This is a genomic window from Dyadobacter flavalbus (assembly GCF_006149045.1).
GTDB classification, from domain to species: domain Bacteria; phylum Bacteroidota; class Bacteroidia; order Cytophagales; family Spirosomataceae; genus Dyadobacter; species Dyadobacter flavalbus.
Window position 1 is genome coordinate 49,944 of sequence record NZ_VBSN01000010.1, and the last position, 20,728, is coordinate 70,671.

A 20,728-nucleotide genomic window follows, 5' to 3' on the forward strand; every position below is an offset into this window, starting at 1 on the left:
TTACATTTTTTCAGTAACCTTTCCTTTGTCCAGCCTTAAAAAATGCGTTACGCATTCCGGGATCTCCGCCGGATAATGTGAAACGTAAATCAATGTTCGTTCGGGCGTGTCGCAAACCGCATTTACAACGGATTTGAAATACTCGACCGCTTCCGAATCCAGACCCTGGCAAGGTTCGTCGAGAATGAGCAAAGGCGGGTTTTTTACCAGTGCCCTCGCCAGCAAAACCATACGCTGATGACCTTTGGAAAGTTGTGAAAAATCCTTTTCTATAAAATGATGAACGTGTAAAAGCTCCGCAACTTCCCGGACTCTTACAAGCTGGGCATCCATCAGTTTTTTGAAAAATACGCCGGTTGCGTCAAAGAAGCCGGAAGCAATGGTTTTGAAAACGGTTGTATTTCTTGGAAAGTAAAGATGAAGTTCCGGCGAAACATGCCCGATCTTTTGTTTTATATCCCAGATGGAAGCACCGATACCGCCTCTTTTCTGATCAAAAAGATCGAAATCATTGGCAAAGCGCTGCGGATTGTCGGCGGTAATGATGCTGAGCAAAGTGGATTTTCCGGAACCGTTTGCTCCGGACAAAGCCCATTTTTCTCCTTTTGCTATTTTCCAGTTCACATCGTCCAGAATAAGCTGATCGTGATAACGCACTTTGATGTTCCGCAGGTCAATCGCAAATTTAAAATCTGTAAATTCAGGATTGCCGAAACGGGCAAGCTGCTGCGGATCGGGTTTGGGATGTGTTATATTCTGCTCTGACTTGGATTCAAAATCCTTAATATCAGAAAATGTCTTAATCCGGCCTTCATGCAGTTCCAGCACATGCGTAATGCAAGGCGGGATTTCGGAAGCTGTTGTGGCCATGATGATCGTTACGCCGGATTTGGCAAGTTCACTTAAGGCATTGCGCAGCACTTCTCTGGAATGAACATCCAGTCCGCTGAACGCATTGTCCAGCATGAGTATTCTGGGTTTTTTCAATAGCGATTTGGCCAGAAGCATTCTGCGCGTCTCGCCGTTTGAAAGCGTCACAAACGGATGATCCAGCAAATTTGTAATGGATAACAGCGCACATATCTTTTCCAAATCCTCACTGCTTACTTTGGAAGGTTCCAGTTTTACCGAATTTTCATTGACAGTCCCGACCGGTTTGAGCTGATCCGTTAAAATGGCCCTTACAGTCGGCGCTCGTTCTGCTTCATACGCGTGAAACCGCTGCTGATAATATTCCGCGCCAGCACTGACGATGCGGTTCAGCGAGTAATCGTTGGAAGCCAGTTCAATGGTCTCCCGAAGCGGAGTGTTCCAGCTGTAACTGATCTGGCCTTTGGATACCGGCCACTTTCCGGCAACAATTTCAAGAAGCGTTGTCTTGCCCGAGCCGTTCGGACCGATTATCGCCCAGTTCTGTCCGGGCGTAATTTCCCAGTTGATTTCGGAAAGTACATTGGAATCGTATTTACGCGCTGAAACATTCTGAAGCGAGACAAGAGGCATGGAGAAATCGTGTTGTTATATATGCGGCAAAGATTAAAATTTTAGCCGGGATCAAAAACAAAAAAGCACCCTGATTAAAGATGCTTCTCAAACTTACTGCGACTAAAACTGATTTTTACTGGTGCAGTTCAAGGTTAAATTCCTTGATCATCGTATTCGTAAATGCAGAAAGGTCATCCGTTGTACGGCTCGTGATCAGTCCGTTATTCGTCACCACTTCCTGATCCACCCAAATGGCACCTGCATTTTCCAGATCATGTTTTATAGAAGTGTAGGACGTTAGGGTACGACCAATTACAACATCCGCATCGATCAGGATCTGAGGACCGTGACAAATTGCAGCTACGGGTTTTCCTGCAGCAAAAAATGATCTGACAAAAGCAATTGCCTTCTTGTTGATCCGTAAAGCATCTGCTCCCATGATGCCGCCGGGCAGCAAAAGTGCATCGTAATATTCCGCACGGGCCAGTTCCAGCGGAACGTCAACCTTGTACCTTTCGCCCCAGTCCAGATGACTCCATCCTCTTACCATATTTTTTCTGGGCGAGATGAGGTGGGTTGTGGCCCCGCACTGATTTAGGATTTTTCTGGGACAAGTCATTTCGACCTGCTCAAATCCATCCGCAACCAGGATTGCAACTTTGAATAAATTTAGTGACTGTTCCACGGATTTTATGCAGATGCACTGTTTAGATTATTTGAACAAATAGTTGTACAAAAATTATGCCAATTTGAATTATGTCCTTATTCAGAAATGCTTTGATAATTAGTGTAGCGCTGCAAACACACTTGTAGACACGTGTAGAATTGATTTATTTTCCCATAAACAAAAAGAGCGGCCGTATGGCCGCTCTTTTTGTTTATAATTATTCCGCGAATCAGATTTCTACATTGCCGACATTGTCAAATACCAGATCGCCGGCAGCATTCAGTTCCATCATAATCACTGCATCTTTGGCAACCTGACCGCTCAGAATGCCTTTTGATAACTCGTTCAGGATTCTTCTCTGCAGAACGCGTTTCAGCGGACGTGCGCCGAATGCCGGATCAAAACCGTCTTCACCCAGCTTCGTAAGGGCTTCGTCCGTAGCATCCAAAGTAATTCCCTGTTCCTGCAGTACTTTCTGAATGGCCTTAAACTGGATATCCACAATCTTGCGGATGTTTTTGATGGTCAGCGGTTCGAACAATACGATCTCGTCAATACGGTTCAGGAATTCCGGTCTTACCGACGCTTTCAGCAAATCGAGAACGGCCTGTTTGGCTTCTTCGATAATCAGCGTACGGTTCCAGCCTTCGTCTTCTGCAAATTTTTCCTGAATGATATGGCTGCCGATGTTGGACGTCATGATAATGATCGTGTTTTTGAAATTGGCAACACGACCTTTATTATCCGTCAGACGGCCTTCGTCCAGCACCTGCAGAAGAATATTCCAAACGTCCGGATGCGCTTTTTCAATTTCATCCAGCAAAATCACGCTGTAAGGTTTTCTTCTGACTGCTTCGGTAAGCTGGCCGCCTTCATCGTAACCAACATATCCCGGAGGCGCTCCCACCAGACGGCTTACTGCATGGCGTTCCTGATATTCGCTCATATCAATGCGGACCATTGCATTTTCGTCATTAAAGAGGTATTCCGCAAGCGTTTTGGCAAGTTCGGTTTTGCCGACACCGGTCGGACCAAGGAAAAGGAAACTTCCGATCGGACGCTTAGCATCCTGCAGTCCGGCCCGGCTTCTGCGTACAGCGTCGGATACTACTTCAATGGCTTCATCCTGTCCGGCAACGCGCTGGTGCAAGTGACTTTCCAGCTGCAGTAATTTTTCCCTGTCGCTCTGAAGCATTTTGCTTACCGGAATTCCGGTCCATTTTGCAACCACTTCGGCAATGTCTTCGGGCGTAATTTCTTCCTGCATCAGACTTTCCGCATTGTCCGATTTCTGAAGTTCAGCCAGTTTGCTTTGTACCTCTGGAATCCGGCCGTATCTGATTTCGGCTACTTTTCCAAAATCTCCGGCACGCTCTGCCTGTTCCGCTTCCAGACGCAGCTGCTCGCTTTGTTCTTTCAGTGTGCGTACTTCATTAACTTTTCCTTTTTCATTTTCCCACTGTGCTTTCAACGTATTGCGTTCTTCGCTCAGGTCTGCGATTTCCTTGTTCAGGACTGTTTCCTTGTCCTTGTTATGCTCACGACGGATGGCTTCTCTTTCGATTTCCAGCTGCATGATCCGGCGGTTCAGTTCGTCCAGTTCTTCGGGGACGCTGTCCATTTCAAGACGGAGCTTGGAAGCAGCTTCATCCATCAAATCAATGGCTTTGTCTGGCAAAAAGCGGTCGCTGATGTAGCGGTTGGAAAGTTCAACGGCTGCAATGACCGCGTCATCCTGAATCCTTACGCCATGATGGAGTTCATATTTTTCCTTAATACCGCGCAAAATGCTGATCGCGTCAGGAATACTCGGTTCATCGACCATAACCGCCTGAAAACGACGTTCAAGCGCTTTGTCTTTTTCCATGTATTTCTGATATTCTTTCAGCGTAGTGGCACCAATTGCATGCAGTTCACCGCGTGCAAGTGCAGGTTTAAGCAGGTTGGCAGCGTCCATTGCGCTTTCTCCGCCTCCGCCGGCACCAATCAATGTGTGTATTTCGTCAATGAAAAGGACGATTTCGCCTTCGGAATCCGTCACTTCCTTGATAACTGCTTTCAGACGTTCTTCAAATTCACCTTTGTACTTGGCACCTGCGATAAGCAGACCCATATCCAAGGATACAATAATCTTGGATTTCAGGTTTTCAGGAACGTCGCCCTGCACGATGCGCTGGGCAAGTCCTTCCACGATCGCTGTTTTACCTACGCCGGGTTCACCCAGCAAAATAGGGTTGTTTTTTGTACGGCGGCTCAGTATCTGGAGCACACGCCGGATTTCTTCGTCCCTGCCAATTACCGGATCAATTTTGCCGGCTTTTGCCAGTTCGTTTAAGTTTTTGCTGTAACGCTCCAGAGAGCGGTATTTAGCTTCTGCGTTTTGATCTTTCACGGGGTTATTTTTTCCTCTAAGTTCCTTGATTGCGTTAATCAGTTCTTTTTCTTTAAAGCCAACTTCTTTCATCAGGCTGGCTGTGGAATCTTTTCCGCTTAGAATGCCCAGTAAAAGAAGTTCAATGCTTATGAATTCATCTCCGAATCCTTTCAGATAATTCTGTGCTTTCCCGCTTGCAGCAGCCATGTCATTGCCAAGATAAGGCTGTCCGCCGCTTACACGCGGATAACCGTCCAGAATTTTCTGAAGTCTGCTGTTTAATATTTCGGGGCTGATATTTAATTTGTTAAGAAGAAAAAGCGATGTATTCGGGTCTTCTTCCAGAATAGCTTTCAGTACATGGCCGGTTTCAATAGCTTGCTGCTGATTTCCCTGGGCCATCTGCGCAGCATGCTGTATAATTTCCTGCGCCTTGATTGTATATTGGTTAAAATTCATGGCGTTCATTTCATTTTTGATTCTATACGGTTTATAAAAAATGGTATGCCGCAGCTTAGAACCGGAAATTTTGACATTATTTTAGGCTTTTTCTGGAATTACAGGACAAAATGGCTGCTTTCAGGGGCTGTTTTTATTTATTGAAGTCAGGCTTGCCATAAAACAAAACTTCCATCACTGAATAGAAATCAGCAATGGAAGTTTCCGTTTATTAAAAAATTTGAGCCGGCGGTGTAAGTTACTGACGGCAATCTATGTTTTTAGCAATGATCTATATTTCAATCTGGGTTCTCAGCAAATCTTCCAAAGTTTCACGTCTTCTCACAAGCTTGGCTGCGCCATTGTCAATCAGGATTTCAGCAGGGCGGAGGCGGGTGTTGTAATTGGAACTCATGGTAAGTCCGTATGCGCCCGCATTCAGGAACGCCAGCACATCGCCCGGACGAACTTCCGGCAGGTTGCGGTCGGCAGCAAACGTGTCCGTTTCGCATATGTAGCCCACAACATTATACAGTTTCTGTTCGCCGCCCGGATTAGAAAGATTCAGAATGTGATGATAGGAGCCGTACATCATCGGACGTATCAAATGATTCAGACCTGAATCCACATGCACGAAATTGCGCGCCGGGTCTTCTTTTACAACCGTCGTTTTCACAAGCAGATAACCGGCTTCACTGACCAGAAATTTGCCCGGCTCAAACCAGAGCTGCAGTTCCCTTCCGTATTCGCTGCAGAACGTTTTAAATCGCTCCGAAATCTTGTTTCCCAGCAGCTCCATATCCGTCACCGCGTCTCCGGGCAGGTACGAAACTTTGAACCCGCCGCCCAGATCAAGGATTTGCAGATCCGGAAACTGCTTTGCGGCCTCAAAAAGAATGTCGGCCACCTGCAGAAACGGCTCCGCATCTTTGATATCAGAACCGGTATGCTGGTGCAAACCAATGATTTTTATATCATATTTTGCAACTACTTCCTTGATCCTGTCCAGCAGCAGAACCGAAATCCCGAATTTGGAATCTGCATGTGCCGTCATGATTTTTATATTTCCGCCGGCTGCCACATTCGGTTTGATTCGGATCATGCACGGCTTTGTGTTTCCGTATGTTTTTCCAAACCATTCCAGCAGCGGAATGCTGTCGATATTCACGATGGAGCCTGCTTCAACGGCAGCTTTTACTTCCTCAAAAGGAACGCCGCTTGGCGTGAAAGTAATCTGATCGCCGCTGTAACCTGCCATTTTTCCCATTTCCAGTTCGCCGGGAGAAACTGCATCCAGTTCCACCCCGATGCTCCGCATCAGTTTCAAGACGGACAAGTTCGTATTGGCCTTGCACGCATACTTGATCTTCATGTTAATGCCGGAAAAAGCCTGCTGAAGTTCATTCACTTTCCGGCGGATCGTGGCTCCGTCGTAAACATAAAGCGGACTTCCATATTGTTCCAGAAGCTGGATCGGGTCAATGCCTTGCAGTGTAAATGTATTTTGGTCGGTGAGTTGCATTTGGAAAAAATGTATTTGTAAAAGTCAGGATGCGGGTAAATGATTCCGGAAAAAGCTATTTGCAGTAACGATCCAGATAAATTTCCATTTCCTGCTGCATTCCGGACGCTTCTTCTTTGGCTTTCAATGCAAAATCTTTGTCGTTTCCCGCATAAATAATACTTCTGGAAGCATTGACGAGCAGTCCGCAATGTGCATTCATGCCGTATTTCGAAACTTCTTCCAGACTTCCGCCCTGCGCGCCTACGCCCGGCACAAGCATGAAATGTTCCGGGATAATGGTTCTTATTTTTTGGAATTCCGCAGCCTGCGTTGCACCCAGCACATACATCATGCGGTCCGGCCCGGCCCATGTCTGCGAAGTGCGCAGAACATGTTCGTAAAATGCAGCACCTTCGGAATCAAGCCTTTGGAAATCGTTACTGCCGGGATTGGACGTTAATGCAAGCAGAATAACCCATTTGTTTTCAAATTCCAGAAACGGCTTTACAGAGTCACTTCCCATGTAAGGAGCCACCGTTACAGCGTCGAACTCCATTCCGGAAGAAGCAGGATCAAAAAAGGTTCTGGCGTAAAGTCCGGACGTATTGCCGATATCGCCGCGCTTGGCATCGGCAATGGTAAAATGCGTTTTCGGGATATACTCAACGGTTTTCTGAAGACTTTCCCAGCCTTTCGGGCCGAGGGCTTCGTAAAAGGCCGTATTGGGTTTGTAGGAAACACAGAAATCGGCCGTGGCGTCAATAATCCGTCTGTTGAATTCAAAAACCGGGTCCTTTTCCTTTAGAAGATGAGCGGGTATTTTCCGGATATCGGTATCCAGCCCGACACACAAGTAAGATTTTTTTGTGGAAATGGATTCAAAAAGCGCTTCGTAAGTCATGTTTTTGGAAATATTGCGCCGAAATTACAACCTCTATCAATAGATTCATAAATTTGTCGCAAGATAAAGATAGCCATAACCAAACAGGAGAAAATTACACCTATGCAGATTCGAGAAACTTCCATATCCGGTTTAGTAGAAATTTTCCCGCGCGTTTTCGAAGATGAACGCGGATTTTTCTTTGAATCTTATAATGAGCAGTTGTTTAAGAAACTGAATTTACCCACGAATTTCGTCCAGGACAATCAGTCATTTTCTAAAAAAGGCGTAGTAAGAGGGCTTCATTTTCAGAAGGCGCCTTTTTCGCAGGGCAAGCTTGTAAGGGTTATTTCCGGCAGGGTTCTTGATGTTGCCGTCGACATCCGCCCGGATTCACCGACATTCGGCCAGCACGAAATATTTGAACTCAGAAGCGATACGCACAACATTGCCTATATTCCGGAAGGATTTGCACACGGGTTCGCTGCGCTGGAAGATACTATTTTCAGTTATAAATGCACGAATGTTTACAACAAGGAATCCGAGTCCGGAATCCTGTGGAACGATCCTGATCTGGGAATAAACTGGGGCGTTGAAAATCCGATTGTTTCTGAAAAAGACGTGATCCTACCGGATTTCAAAACGATTATTGCTGAAATAAAAGCAAGCTACTAATAAATACAGTTTTACTTTTCGAAGAGTTCTTCAAGCGCTTTCGAGGCAACCTTACGGGCCGAATTCGGATTCTGGCCTGTAATAAGCCTTTCGTCCATTTCAATGTATTCCACAAACGGGATCATGGCTTTGGTATAATGTGCGCCGCGTTCTTTCAGTTTGTCTTCCAGGTAAAAAGGCACTTCACTGACAAAACGCATCAATGTTTCTTCAATATTGGAGAAGCCGGTCAGGTATTTGTCACTGATCAGCCATGAGCCGTCGGACAATCTGACATTCAGCAATCCGCATACGCCGTGGCAAACGGCAGAAACCATTCCGTTACGCTCGTATATTTTTGCCGTAATTTCCTGCAGTTCGCTGTTTTCGGTCAGGTCCCAGAGTGCGCCGTGGCCTCCGGTGAAATAAATAAGGCGGTAATCTTCCGACTGTACCTGCGAAGGAGTAAGCGAATTGGAAAGCTTGTTCCTGAAAACAGCATCTTCCCAGTATTTTGCATTGCATTCGTCTTTGAAATCGAGGCTTCTTTCATCAATCGGGATTTCTCCGCCGAGCGGGCTTACGAAATCCATCAGAACCCGCCTGCCGGCCATTTTTTCATAGAAGTGAGTAAGCTCACTCAGCCACAATCCTGTCTTGCCCGTTTTGGTAGGATATGTCTGGTGATTGGTGCAGGCGATAAGGACTTTCATATTAAATGCCGGATATTACTTCTGGAAAGATACCATAATTTTACAGTAGTTTCCAGTCGTAATACAGGGCAATGATGAAGAGGGCTGCGGGATAATTACAGAAGCTGGTTTTTATAAGCGAAAGCAACGGCGGCGGCTGTGCTTTTGGTGCCTGTTTTTTCAAGAACTCTCAGCCGGTGACCTTCTACGGTACGCACGCTGATGAAAAGCTTGTCGCTGATTTCGGTTGTGGAAAGTCCGTCACAGATCAGCTGCAGCACTTCTTTTTCTCTTGATGACAAAGCTACGTTGCAGGCATTCGGGAAAAAAGGATGCTTGTTGATCTGGCGGGTAACCATTTTCCGGTGCATAGCCTTGGAAACAAAATCATTATAATAAAATCCTTCTTCATCAACCCGGCGGATTGCTTTTTCTACCTCATCCGGACTCGTATCTTTCAGAAGATAACCCTGCACTCCTTTTTCCAGCATGTGAATGACAAACCGGTCTTCGTTATACATGGAAACGACGATAACCTTGATATTCGGAAAACGTTCAAATGCCGCTTCGGTCGCCTGAATGCCGTCCATTACGGGCATCTGCAGATCCATAAACACAATATCCGGCGTATGTCCCGGCAGCCTGTCCAGAAGTTCCTGCCCGTTTGCAGCTTCCAGGATAAATTCAAAATCAGGAACGCTGCTCAGCATGGAAATGAATCCTTTTCTGAACAGTTCGTGATCGTCTGCAATTCCAAGTTTAAGCGTTTTCATAACTTTATACATTCACACGTTCTCTGCGGAAAGGGTGTAGGGGTTCCAGCTTGACATCTGCAACCGGCATGACGGGAATCTGCGCAAAAGCGCTTGCTCCGCCTTTTTCCGGCTTTTCGTACAGCACCGTACCGTTTAAAATAGCAAGACGGCTTTCTATGCCAAGCAGCCCGAGTCCTGCCATGCTGCTTTCTTTCATTTTCTCGGGATCAAACCCGATTCCGTTGTCAGTAACCCTTAGTCCAATCAGTTCTTCCCTGATTTCCAGTGTAATTTCAATGCGGGTGCAATTTGCATGTTTGATAGCATTGTTCACCAGTTCCTGCATGATCCTGTAAAGTGTCAGTTCCAGTTTTTGTGCCTGTCTGGGAAATTCCTCCATGCCGGCATGAAAGGAAATGGTCAGGTTCTTATCCTCTGCCAGTTTATGAATAAACTCTTCAATGGCTTCCAGTAACCCGAAACGTTCCAGCGTAGTAGGAACCAGGTCGCGCGTGATGCGTCTTACGTGCAGGATGGTTTCTTCAACCAGGGACTGGGATTTTCGCATGATCTGATCTTCTTTTTCATTCCGGGAATTTCCAGCCATTTTAATCAGTTGGTTCAGGCTTAACTTGGTCAGCGAGAGCATCGTGCCAATGTCATCGTGTAAATCCTGTGCAATGCGGCGCCTTTCCGTCTCTTCTGAATTCAGTGCCGTGTCGAGCAGTAAACGGTTGTAATTCTTTTCAATATCGTTTATTTTTTTCTCTTCTTCAAACCTTCTTTTCTGATAGTACATCACAAAGGAGATCATGCAGAATGCCATTGTCAGCATTGCCAGTGAAGCAACAAGTAATGCCCATTTCAATTCTTCACTGTTTTGCATAATCAGCTGTGGAAAAGTGATAAATACCAATACTAAAAAACAAGGCGCACAAGATTTCAAACAGGGTAGGAATCGTATTGGCAATTCCCAGGTCAAATGAGTTTTTCCAGGTGGCCGTGTAATGGAAAACAGGTGCAATAAATATAAAGCTGGAATAATAAAGCAGCAATCCCGAGCAAACCCAGAAAAACGGAAAAGTAAGCAGGTTCGGAATCTGCAGGGATTTTATAATATCGTAAAAGAACAACAGAACGAGCGCAATGATTAAAACTCCTTCTACGGTCTTTGCAAACAGTACAGCTCTGTGATTATGGAGGTCGTGCAGCTGTGAATTCGATTTCAGTATGTCCCAGACTGTAAAGATCAAAAACCCGATCATGGATGCAATCAGAAACCTTTTGAAAGTTATGGAACTGAATTTGAAATAAAACATTCCGCTTAGAAAAGAATAGTAAAAAGGAATGGCAATGTTAAAATACAATAAGTTATTCTGATGCATTGCTGCTGTGTGAAACATAATTACATCAATAATCAGCTTGAAAATCAGATATAGTAAAAGTAACTTAAAGGAAGGATCAATGTATGCCTTTCTGTAAATTATTAATATCAAGGGCAATAGTGTGATAAATACAGCTATACATCCAACAGGGTTTTTGGTACAATATGTCAGATATACGGGAAACATACATGTATATATTTAATAGCCTGCCCTAGCATTGGCTCGGGCAGAGAGGCCCGCCAAGCATCACCTCTTTCATAGCAGGCATATCTTTCAGTCCGCCCAGTTGTGCGCTGGCTGTCAGATCATTTCCGTCTTCGTCCACAGGAACAAGAATTAACCTTGATGTAGGTTTTTTCATTATCTCTCTGCCTATCAAGCGTTTGTTTTCAGAAGCATCTTCCTCTTCTTCCCGGATTCCGTAATAAATTCTGAAACCGGCACATTTATCTCCATGCATGCTGATCAACTCATTGAAAGTGTGAATCCCGAAAAATTCTGCCTTGACATACTTATCGCCGCGTTCCAGAATTTTATTCTGTCTGGCCTGATACAGACTAGTTAATCTCAATGCTGCTTCGGCCGATACCAGTTCACCTTCTTTACCCGTAAATCTTTTAGTATCCATGGATTTATTAATAAAAAGATTAAGTAGAACAATATATGTAAATGTAACCAGCGGGATTCTCAACACCAAGCAAGAATCGGGCTATTGATTAATCGGTATTTTTATAATATATTGATTTACAGTACATGTTATGGAATAAGGGTTCGTAAATCACGTAATTTTACCTGGCACTTTAAGGGTTATTACCAATTGCGGAAGTGATGTTACGTGATCGTCAGACCGGGGAAATTCACGCTAGAACTCGATAGGAAATTATAGTAAATTTAGAAATCCGCAAGCAGGAAAATGATTGTAAATACAGGGTTAGGTTATATTATAAAGTCGTGAGAGAGATCTTTTGCGACTTTTTTAAGTTTAAAATAAAACGAACTTATTTTGACAACAGCCTTGATCGTGACTTGCTATGAAATCGACCATAACCATAGAATACTGCCCCAAATGCGGCTGGCTCCTGCGTGCTGCATGGATCGCACAGGAACTGCTTACTACTTTTACGGATGACTTGCATGCCGTTCAGCTGGTGCCTTCGGAAGTAGCCGGCAGATATACGGTGCACCTGAACGAAACCCTGCTGTGGGACAGAAAGCGGGAAGGCCGTTTTCCCGAGCCGAAAGAACTGAAACAAAGGGTAAGAGACGTGATAGATCCGGAACGCAGCCTCGGACACAGCGACAGGTAAAAACGGGAGAAAAGGGGCAAACAGGACAAAATGGCGCTGCTGTGGATTTTGTCCTGCAAGTTTGGCAGGTCGTAAATTTTGCTAGGATTAAATACCAATTATGCCGAATATGGAGTTATAAGGCTCAGAAAGTGCTTGCCGGATACTTAATACTTTCATTATTATGATTAAATTTCTGTTTTTTCTGAAAGTAATGAAGTCTGGCACGCAGTTTTCTATTTACTAAGTAAAACTTGTGAACCTTAAACGCGATAGCTATGGAAAGCAAACTGAAAATACCCCAGGAAATGTTGATGAATATCGATTTTATTAACACAATAAATGGTGGAATGAGTGAGCCCGCTATAAAGCTTGAAAAAGGATCGGACGGTTTTGAGGTAGTTGTAAAAATTCCAGGCATCGAGGTTGAGGATCTTCAATTGGAAGTTGTAAAAGGAAAAAAGAATACGAATAACCTTAAGCTTTTTCATTTGTTGCCAATCTTCTCGCAGGAGAATATTTCCGACGAAGAGCAATGGAAAACAGTCCGTTTCATCAATACATTTGTAATTCCGGAAGGAGTGGATGTAGAAAATATTTCAGCTAAATATAACGATATTTCACGCCAACTTGTCCTTTTCCTTCCTTACGGAAACGAACAGGGTGATTATCACAGAAAAGTGGACATTGAACGTTATTAATTATAAATAATGATTTTGAAAGCTCCGGATGCACAGGTGTCCGGAGCTTTTTTATTTAAATTCAATATTAAATTTATTCGATGTTTTAATTAATTATTGTAGTATTAAATGGATAAATTGAACGTTGCCAATGGATTGTGTACAGATGCGTTACGCCGTTGCGATGTTGTTGAAAAAGTTGCTAAATATGTACTCTAAAAGCATATTCAGTTAACTCTTCATGCCCAACGTTATGCAAAAATCAAATATTTATGCTTACACCGAACTGACAAAACTTGTCAATGAACTGAAGGCTTCAAGCGCCAAAGGAAAGCTGAAAGAAAAACTGATGTCACAATATGCTTACTTCAATATTATCGAGCCGCGTTACTTCTCGGAAACCCTGCTGGGTGAATGGGAAAGTATTCTTGGCCTTATCAAACACAAAGGAGCCAAGCTGGATGAAGAAGGTAAAGTGGTGGCTAATGAAGTACGCAATACGATTGACCACCTGACAGACAGGGAATGTCAGGTTCTGGTGGATAAAGTCTACGCTATTTACGATAAGGTGAAAGCAGAATACGTATAAATAAAAATTCAATCAGCCGATCAGAACCGGTTTTGCAGTTCTGATCGGCTGGTCGTGAAACTTAGTTGACGGTTCCGCCGTTCCATACTTCTTTGCCCGGCTGTACAAACGCCAGGCTGCCGTCGCGGTCCTCGGCCATCAGGATCATGCCGTGACTTTCCATTCCCATCATTTTACGCGGGGCAAGATTGGCGAGGTATAAAACTTTCTTCCCGATAATTTCCTCTGCTTTGAAATGTTCCGAAATCCCGCTCAGCACCGTTCTTTTTTCCGTACCGATATCCACTAACAATTTCAGCAGTTTTTTGCTTTTCGGGACATTTTCGGCTTCGATGATAGTCGCGACGCGAATATCCATTTTTGCAAAATCATCATACTGTATTTCAGGCTTGACCGCCGCAACCGTTTTGCCTTCCAGTTCGTTCAGGCGTTTGGCTTCATGCAGTTTCTGGATTTGCTTCTCGATTACGTGATCTTCAATTTTTTCAAACAACAGTTTTGCTTCGGAAACTGGCTGTCCGGCCTGCAGCAAATCTGCTTTTCCGGCATCCTGCCATGTTTTCCCGGTCAGTCCGAGCTGCTCACTGATTTTTCCGGCCGTAAACGGAAGAACCGGTTCCGAAACGATGGATAAAGTGGCTGAAATCTGCAGTGCAATGTTCAGGATGGTATTTACTCTTTCAGGATCGGTTTTAATGGCATGCCAGGGTTGCGTATCCGCAAGGTATTTGTTGCCCGTTCTGGCCAGATCCATAATGAGCGTCAGCGCTTCGCGGAAACGGAAATTTTCCATGGACTCAGCAATGCGGGCCGGAAAAGCCGCAAGTTCTTTCAGTACGTTCAGGTCAATTTCCTGCAGTTCGCCGGCTGCCGGCACTTTACTGTCGCAGAATTTCTGTGTAAGAACAATGGCACGGTTGATGAAGTTGCCGTAAATACCTACGAGTTCACTGTTGTTGCGTGTCTGGAAATCTTTCCATGTAAATTCACTGTCTTTGGTTTCGGGCGCATTGGCTGTCAGTACATAGCGCAGTACATCCTGCTTGTCGGGAAGTTCCTGAAGATATTCGTGCAGCCATACCGCCCAGTTCCGGGAAGTAGAAATTTTATCACCTTCCAAGTTCATGAATTCATTGGCAGGAACATTGTCGGCCAGGATATAATGGCCTTCGGCCATCAGCATCGCAGGGAAAATAATGCAATGGAAAACGATGTTGTCTTTTCCTATAAAATGCACAAGTTTGGTTTCTTCTTCCGGATTGTCTCCGGAATGCTGCCACCATTTTTTCCAGCCTTCGTCCGAACCGTTTTTCTGGATAAGCCAGTCTTTCGTTGCCGAAATGTAGCCGATCGGCGCTTCAAACCATACATACAAAACTTTTCCTTCGGTATCCGGAAGCGGTACGCTGATTCCCCAGTCCAGGTCGCGCGTCATGGCACGCGGTTTCAGGCCGTCTTTCAGCCACGACTGGCACTGGCCGAAAACATTCGTTTTCCATTCCGTATGGCCGTTGATGTATTCCTCAATTTGCGGCTGCATGGCGTCCAGCGGAAGGTACCAGTTTTTGGTTGCTTTCAGAACGGGTTTCGCACCCGAAAGCATGGAACGCGGATCTTTCAGTTCCAGCGGGCTTAATGTGGAGCCGCAGCGTTCGCACTGATCGCCGTATGCATTGGGATTGGCGCAAACGGGACAGGTTCCCACAATGTATCTGTCGGCCAGGAACTGCTGCGCGGTTTCGTCAAAATACTGCTCCGTCGTTTCTTCTGCAAAAACCTTTTTATCGTAAAGATCCCTGAAAATCTCCCGGGAAGTTTCATGATGCACAGGCTTGCTCGTGCGTGAATAAATATCAAAGGAAATGCCGAGTTCCTTGAATGCGGCATCAATCTGCGTGTAATACTTGTCTACAACCTGCTGCGGCGTAAGTCCTTCCTTTTTCGCGCGTATCGTGATCGGAACGCCGTGTTCATCCGTTCCGCTTATAAATGCTACTTCTTTTCCGTTGGAGCGCAGGTATCGCACATAGATGTCTGCGGGAATGTAACAGCCGGCCAGATGTCCGATATGGATCGGGCCGTTGGCGTAAATGAGGGCTGCCGTAACTGTGTATCTTTTTGGATTGGAAATGGGCATTTTTTAGCTAATGTTTATAAAATGTATGTTGCGGATGAAAATCGCATCCCGCTGGTTTCTGAAACGTAAAATTAGCAAAAAGGCTTGCAGTATGTAGTTTTTATAACAAAACCGGTTTTAAACTACGAACTTTGGAACCTACAATTTGTTTGCTGTTTATGAAAGTTCTAATCACCGGCGTAACGGGACTGGTCGGTAGTGCTGTTGCAAAAAGGTTTCTTGCCGAAGGTCATACCGTCTTGGGCCTTTACAGAAAAGATTCTGACCGAAGCCTTTTGGCAGACATTGAATCCCGGATCGAGTGGACCGAAGGCGACATTCTGGATATTCCTTCACTTCAGACAGCCATGCAGGACATTGATTTTGTGGTGCATACGGCAGCTGTCGTTTCTTTTGTTCCAAAGGACAAAAAGAATATGTACAAGGTAAATGTGGAAGGAACCGCCAATGTTGTCAATGTATGCCTGAAATCGGGAATCAGGAAATTGTGTCATGTAAGCAGCATTGCTGCGCTGGGCCGGCCCGATTCCAGAAAAATAATTCCGGGACAGGATACGGTGCTGGATGAAAGCCAGCGCTGGGAAGAATCGCCCGAGAACTCCGAATATGCAAAAACCAAACATCTTGCCGAACTGGAAGTATGGCGCGGCATTGCCGAAGGGCTGAATGCCGTTATTGTGAATCCGACTTTGATCCTGGGCGAAGGCGACTGGACAAAAAGCAGTACGCAGATTTTCCGTTACGTATTCCGGGAAAAACCGTTTTATACAGAAGGAATCGCCAATTACGTGGATGTTCTGGATGTTGCGGAAATCGTTTTCCGGCTCGTTTTGTCCGATATTTCAGGAGAAAGATTTCTGCTCAATGCGGGAAGTATTTCTTATCAGAATTTGTTTAACCATATAGCCGATGCCATGGGCAAAAAGCGGCCTTCATTCCGGGTAGGAGCCGGGCTTGCCGGAATCATCTGGCGGGTGGAAGCTGTAAGGACCTGGCTGCTGGGTACAAAACCGCTGATAACCAAAGAAACTGCACAATCGGCAGCCCGCAGGATCCGGTACAACAATGAAAAGATCAGAAAGGCGTTAGATTTTAAGTTTCAGCCGATTGAACAAACGGTTGCCCGTGTCAGCGAAAGTTTGCTGGGCAGGATTTGAATTACGGGGAATTATTTTATAACTTTCTTTTATTATTTAGTGGTGCGTAAGCCCCTCAAATCTAATCTAGCGGTTCGTATGATGGAGAAAAATTTCGGGGAAAGAAAGGATTATTTGAAAGAAACATTGCTCAGGTTTGAAAAAATGCTGAAAACCAGTGAGCCGGTATTTTTTGATTTGGATACGTACGAAAAGGTTACGGTTCATTATATAGAAAAAGGAGAGTGGGACAAAGCCTATAAAGCATGTGAACTCGGGCTTACGGATTATCCGTATTCGCTTGACCTGCTGCTAAGCATGGTTCAGCTTCATGCAAACAGGGGTGAATTTGACCTTGCGCAGGAAATTCTGGAAAGGGCTTCCCTTTTTCATCCCGGAGACATTGAAATATCGTTTATGCAGGTGGCTATTTCCAATATGATGGGCGAATACGAAGAAGCCATTGAAGTACTGGAAAATCTGCTTCAGCGCGTGGAAGATCAGGACGAAATTTATTTTCAGATTGGTCAGACTTACCAGAACTGGGGAAAATACGAGGATGCGATCAAATATTATAAAAAGTCGCTTCGCAACAACCTGAACAATGAAAGTGCATTGTACGAACTGGCGCATTGCCTTGATCTGATCGGGCAGCTGGAAAGTCATCTGGATTACTATAATGAACTTGTAGACCGGAACCCTTTTTCACAGCATGCATGGTACAATCTCGGAATTGCATTCAGCAAGCTCGAAAGATATGAAGACGCGGTAAATGCCTATGAATATGCCACGCTGATCAAAGACGATTTTGCGTCGGCATTCTTTCAGCTCGGGAATTCATACATGAACCTTGAAAAGTATGAAGATGCCAAAGATCAGTATTTAAGAGCCATTGAACTGGAAGGCGAACAGCCGGAAACCTGCTGCTGCCTGGGAACATGCTATGAAAAACTGGGCGAGTTTGAAACGGCGATCAAATATTATCGTCAGACCGTAAAACTGGACAGTCAGTGGGATGATGGCTGGTATGGACTGGGAATCTGTTTCAGTGAGCTGGGCCGCTGGTATGAAGCCGTCGGTTTTCTGCGCAAGGCGATACAAATCACCGAACTGAACCCTGATTACTGGCTGGCACTTGCTGAAACCGAGTTCAAGGTCGGAAATGTGGTTTCGGCTTTTGAAGCTTTTGAAAAAGCGGCTGAAATTGAACCTTCCAATCCGGATATCTGGCTGAAATGGTCGCATGTGCTTTTTGAACAGGGAAATTATGCAAGGGCTTGTGATCTTCTGCAGGCTGCCATTGACGAAATGCCCGAAGAAGCCGATTTGTATTACCGCATGACGGTTTATCAGATCCACGGCGGCGAGTACCGCGAGGCATTGCTGAATCTTGAAATCGCACTGACACTGAATTACGATGCACACGTGCAGCTGTTTGATTTCTTTCCCGATCTGGAAAAACAGAAAGCTTTGTTCAGGATTATTGAACAGTACCGTGAAAAATAAAAGTTTGCCGGATCAGCTCAGCTTACTGTAAATATCAATCAGCCGGGCTGCGATTTTTTCACCGGAGAATTGAGTAATATGTGTTTTCCCTGCTTCTGTAAGGGAATTTCTTAACTGGACATCAGTAATCAGTTTTTCAAGCTGCTTGCTGATGTCTTCTGTTTGATAAGGATCGGCATACAAACCGCCGGGGCCGCCGGCTTCTTCCAGGCAGGAACCTTTTGCGGAAAGTACGGGCGTTCCGCTGTGCAATGCTTCCAGAATAGGAATTCCGAAGCCTTCATAAACAGATATATATGCAAAAACGGCTGCTTTCTGATACAATGCCGGCAAATGCGCCGTCGGAACGTTTTGTAAAATTACAACTTCTTTTTCCAGCTTGTTTTCAGAAATAATCTGCTGTATTTTTTTAATGTATGCAGTCGGTTTTCCAATCAGAACAAGCTTGAAATCCCTTTTGCCGATAGCGGCGAATGCTTCCACAAGCCGGTGCTGATTTTTCCTTTCTTCCAGCGTGCCGACGCTCAAAATGTAAGGTGATCTGATACCGTACAAATCGGTAATGCGGTCTTTCTCCTGCTCATTAACCAGCTTCTTGAATAACGGATTACAATCCTGATACACAATCTTGATTTTGCTGTTATCAATCCTGTAGAGTTCGTTGAGGTCGCGCTTGGTTTGTTCGCTTACGGCAATAACAGTATCCGCGCGCTCGCATGCAGACCGGAATTTATGCCTGTAAATCATACGGTCCAGCGGTTTGAAAACATGCGGCAGTCTTTCAAAAATCAGATCATGAATCGTTACAACCGACTTTATCCCGGCGTTATGCAGCCCTTGCGGCAACTCGTTGCTGAGGCCGTGGAAAATATGGATGTTATCTTTTTTAAGCTGTCTGGTTATCGTTGCATAGCGCCATAAGGAAGATAATTTCTTGTCCAGAAAAGTTTCCGGGTAATGAATGGCTCTTTCCGGAAATTCAGGAAACAGGTTCCGGTTATTTTTTGGCGCATAAACAAAATATTTGTTGGCCGGAGCATATTCAGAAAGGGCGTTGAGGACAAATCGGCTGTAATTTCCAAGGCCTGTTTTATTTGCAAAAGCTCTTTTGGCGTCAAATCCGATCCGCATAACTGATACTTGATAAGGGTTTCAGAGCAAAAGTCTGTAATTTTGTGGATACCTCCGAAAATTATTGGAGCGTATTTTGTGTTTACCTGGAATGAAAAGAAATAACGTTCAAAAACGGACTGACCCTAAAATATCCTCTATTTTACCAACAGAAGAATATCAGATACATACGCTGTCGAACGGGATCCGCATAGCACATAAACAGGTTCCATACACGCAGATAGCGCATTGCGGCATCATGCTGGATATCGGAAGCCGTGACGAGTTGCCTCATCAGCAGGGACTTGCGCATTTCTGGGAACATATGGCTTTTAAAGGAACAGAAAAACGCAGTTCCTATCATATCATTAACCGGCTGGAAAATGTCGGAGGTGAGCTGAACGCTTATACGACAAAAGAAAAAATCTGCTTTCACGCTTCCGTTCTGGACGATCATTTTGAAAAAGCCATGGATTTGCTGGCGGATATTACATTCCATTCCGTATTTCCTGAAAAACAGATCGAGCGGGAAAGAAATGTGATTCTGGAAGAAATGTCCATGTATGTGGATTCGCCCGAAGATGCTATTCAGGACGATTTTGACCAGCTTGTTTTTCCGGATCATGCTTTGGGTTACAATATTCTGGGAACGGCTGAGACGGTCAATTCCTTTGGCAAAGAGCAGCTTTTCAAGTTTATCAATGACAATATTGATACGGAAAAAATTGTGGTTTCTTCGGTCAGCCGACTGCCTTTTTCAAAAGTAGTGCGCGTTGCGGAAAAGTATCTCGGAGCAGTTCCGCATCGCAGAACAACTCGCGAACGCAAGCCGCCGGTTTTGTATACGCCCGTTCAGGAACAGAAAGAACGCTCCATTTCACAGGCACAATGCGCCATGGGCCAGCCGGCTTTTGCATTACTCGACGACCGCAGGCTTCCGTTTTTCATGCTTGTGAATTTGCTCGGAGGCCCGGGCATGAATTCGAGGTTTAACCTTTCTTTGCGCGAAAAGTACGGTCTGGTTTATTCCATTGAAGGAAATTACACGCCGTATCTGGATACCGGATTTATGGGGATTTTCTTTGGTACCGAACAGAAGCAGCTGAATAAAAGCATTTCACTGATCCATAAAGAACTGAAACGCATCCGGGAAGTTCCCTTGTCTGTTTTGCAGCTTCATCAGACCAAAGTTCAGTTGATGGGCCAGCTTGCGATGTCGGAAGAAAGCAACATGAGTTTTATGCTGATGATGGCAAAAAGTTTGCTGGATACTGGCCGTGTGGATTCGCTTCCGGAAATATTCGCCGAAATCGAACAGATTACCGCAACGCAGTTACAGGAAATCGCGCAGGAAATGTTTAAGGAAGAAAATTTCAGTTATTTAACGTTTCTGCCTGAGAGTTGAGTGGCTTTTGGCTGTTAGCGGCTAGCTATTAGCTTTTAGAGATAA

General features: G+C 44.9%; 19 protein-coding genes. 7 read left to right on the forward strand and 12 right to left on the reverse strand.

Annotated elements, in window-relative coordinates; translation table 11 throughout:
- The 5 genes from FEM33_RS26815 to pyrF form a co-directional block, all read right to left on the reverse strand.
- Window positions 1-1,503: an ATP-binding cassette domain-containing protein gene (locus FEM33_RS26815; protein WP_139010265.1), complete on the reverse strand. Its 1,503-nt coding sequence runs from the start codon at window positions 1,501-1,503 to the stop codon at window positions 1-3.
- A gap of 115 nt (window positions 1,504-1,618) precedes the next feature.
- Window positions 1,619-2,170 (reverse strand): type 1 glutamine amidotransferase domain-containing protein, encoded by a 552-nt coding sequence (locus FEM33_RS01050; protein WP_139010266.1) that lies wholly within the window; start codon window positions 2,168-2,170, stop codon window positions 1,619-1,621.
- A 211-nt stretch (window positions 2,171-2,381) separates the two neighbouring features.
- A complete protein-coding gene (gene clpB, locus FEM33_RS01055) occupies window positions 2,382-4,985 on the reverse strand; it encodes an ATP-dependent chaperone ClpB (RefSeq protein ID WP_139010267.1) in 2,604 nt (867 codons plus the stop codon).
- Window positions 4,986-5,256: 271 nt separating this feature from the next.
- Entirely contained in the window at window positions 5,257-6,486 is a 1,230-nt protein-coding gene (gene lysA, locus FEM33_RS01060) for a diaminopimelate decarboxylase (protein WP_139010268.1), read from the reverse strand.
- 55 nt (window positions 6,487-6,541) lie between these two features.
- Window positions 6,542-7,369 (reverse strand): orotidine-5'-phosphate decarboxylase, encoded by an 828-nt coding sequence (gene pyrF / locus FEM33_RS01065; RefSeq protein ID WP_139010269.1) that lies wholly within the window; start codon window positions 7,367-7,369, stop codon window positions 6,542-6,544.
- 102 nt (window positions 7,370-7,471) lie between these two features.
- Here pyrF and rfbC point away from each other — a divergent pair, with 102 nt between their 5' ends.
- Window positions 7,472-8,023 carry a dTDP-4-dehydrorhamnose 3,5-epimerase gene (gene rfbC, locus FEM33_RS01070; protein WP_139010270.1) on the forward strand — a complete coding sequence of 184 codons (552 nt, stop codon included), beginning with the start codon at window positions 7,472-7,474 and terminating at the stop codon, window positions 8,021-8,023.
- 11 nt (window positions 8,024-8,034) lie between these two features.
- Here rfbC and FEM33_RS01075 read toward each other — a convergent pair whose 3' ends face one another.
- The 5 genes from FEM33_RS01075 to FEM33_RS01095 all read right to left on the reverse strand — a co-directional run bounded on the left by FEM33_RS01075 (window position 8,035) and on the right by FEM33_RS01095 (window position 11,462).
- A complete protein-coding gene (locus tag FEM33_RS01075) occupies window positions 8,035-8,715 on the reverse strand; it encodes a type 1 glutamine amidotransferase domain-containing protein (protein WP_139010271.1) in 681 nt (226 codons plus the stop codon).
- Window positions 8,716-8,810: 95 nt separating this feature from the next.
- Window positions 8,811-9,467 carry a response regulator transcription factor gene (locus FEM33_RS01080; protein ID WP_139010272.1) on the reverse strand — a complete coding sequence of 219 codons (657 nt, stop codon included), beginning with the start codon at window positions 9,465-9,467 and terminating at the stop codon, window positions 8,811-8,813.
- A gap of 4 nt (window positions 9,468-9,471) precedes the next feature.
- Window positions 9,472-10,335 (reverse strand): sensor histidine kinase, encoded by an 864-nt coding sequence (locus FEM33_RS01085; RefSeq protein WP_139010273.1) that lies wholly within the window; start codon window positions 10,333-10,335, stop codon window positions 9,472-9,474.
- Window positions 10,322-10,834 (reverse strand): hypothetical protein, encoded by a 513-nt coding sequence (locus FEM33_RS01090; RefSeq protein WP_229214018.1) that lies wholly within the window; start codon window positions 10,832-10,834, stop codon window positions 10,322-10,324. The genes FEM33_RS01085 and FEM33_RS01090 overlap by 14 nt, the downstream gene beginning before the upstream one ends.
- Before the next feature lie 211 nt (window positions 10,835-11,045).
- Window positions 11,046-11,462, reverse strand: coding sequence for a hypothetical protein (locus FEM33_RS01095; protein ID WP_139010275.1), 417 nt, complete (start codon window positions 11,460-11,462; stop codon window positions 11,046-11,048).
- A 403-nt stretch (window positions 11,463-11,865) separates the two neighbouring features.
- Between FEM33_RS01095 and FEM33_RS01100 the strand changes: the two genes are divergently transcribed.
- From FEM33_RS01100 to FEM33_RS01110, 3 genes are all read left to right on the forward strand, one after another.
- A complete protein-coding gene (locus FEM33_RS01100) occupies window positions 11,866-12,141 on the forward strand; it encodes an Rdx family protein (protein ID WP_139010276.1) in 276 nt (91 codons plus the stop codon).
- Between the two features lie 257 nt (window positions 12,142-12,398).
- A complete protein-coding gene (locus FEM33_RS01105) occupies window positions 12,399-12,821 on the forward strand; it encodes an Hsp20/alpha crystallin family protein (protein WP_139010277.1) in 423 nt (140 codons plus the stop codon).
- Window positions 12,822-13,053: 232 nt separating this feature from the next.
- Window positions 13,054-13,389: a hypothetical protein gene (locus tag FEM33_RS01110; RefSeq protein ID WP_229214019.1), complete on the forward strand. Its 336-nt coding sequence runs from the start codon at window positions 13,054-13,056 to the stop codon at window positions 13,387-13,389.
- A gap of 61 nt (window positions 13,390-13,450) precedes the next feature.
- Here FEM33_RS01110 and metG read toward each other — a convergent pair whose 3' ends face one another.
- On the reverse strand, window positions 13,451-15,526 hold the full coding sequence (gene metG / locus FEM33_RS01115; RefSeq protein ID WP_139010279.1) for a methionine--tRNA ligase: 2,076 nt from the start codon (window positions 15,524-15,526) through the stop codon (window positions 13,451-13,453).
- A 158-nt stretch (window positions 15,527-15,684) separates the two neighbouring features.
- Between metG and FEM33_RS01120 the strand changes: the two genes are divergently transcribed.
- Both FEM33_RS01120 and FEM33_RS01125 read left to right on the forward strand, forming a co-directional pair.
- Complete coding sequence (locus FEM33_RS01120) at window positions 15,685-16,683, forward strand: NAD-dependent epimerase/dehydratase family protein (protein ID WP_139010280.1); 999 nt, start codon at window positions 15,685-15,687, stop codon at window positions 16,681-16,683.
- A 78-nt stretch (window positions 16,684-16,761) separates the two neighbouring features.
- Window positions 16,762-18,168, forward strand: coding sequence for a tetratricopeptide repeat protein (locus FEM33_RS01125; RefSeq protein ID WP_139010281.1), 1,407 nt, complete (start codon window positions 16,762-16,764; stop codon window positions 18,166-18,168).
- Between the two features lie 12 nt (window positions 18,169-18,180).
- Here FEM33_RS01125 and FEM33_RS01130 read toward each other — a convergent pair whose 3' ends face one another.
- Entirely contained in the window at window positions 18,181-19,299 is a 1,119-nt protein-coding gene (locus tag FEM33_RS01130; protein ID WP_139010282.1) for a glycosyltransferase family 4 protein, read from the reverse strand.
- 91 nt (window positions 19,300-19,390) lie between these two features.
- Between FEM33_RS01130 and FEM33_RS01135 the strand changes: the two genes are divergently transcribed.
- Window positions 19,391-20,683 carry a M16 family metallopeptidase gene (locus FEM33_RS01135; protein WP_139010283.1) on the forward strand — a complete coding sequence of 431 codons (1,293 nt, stop codon included), beginning with the start codon at window positions 19,391-19,393 and terminating at the stop codon, window positions 20,681-20,683.
- The last annotated feature ends 45 nt before the right edge of the window (window positions 20,684-20,728 follow it).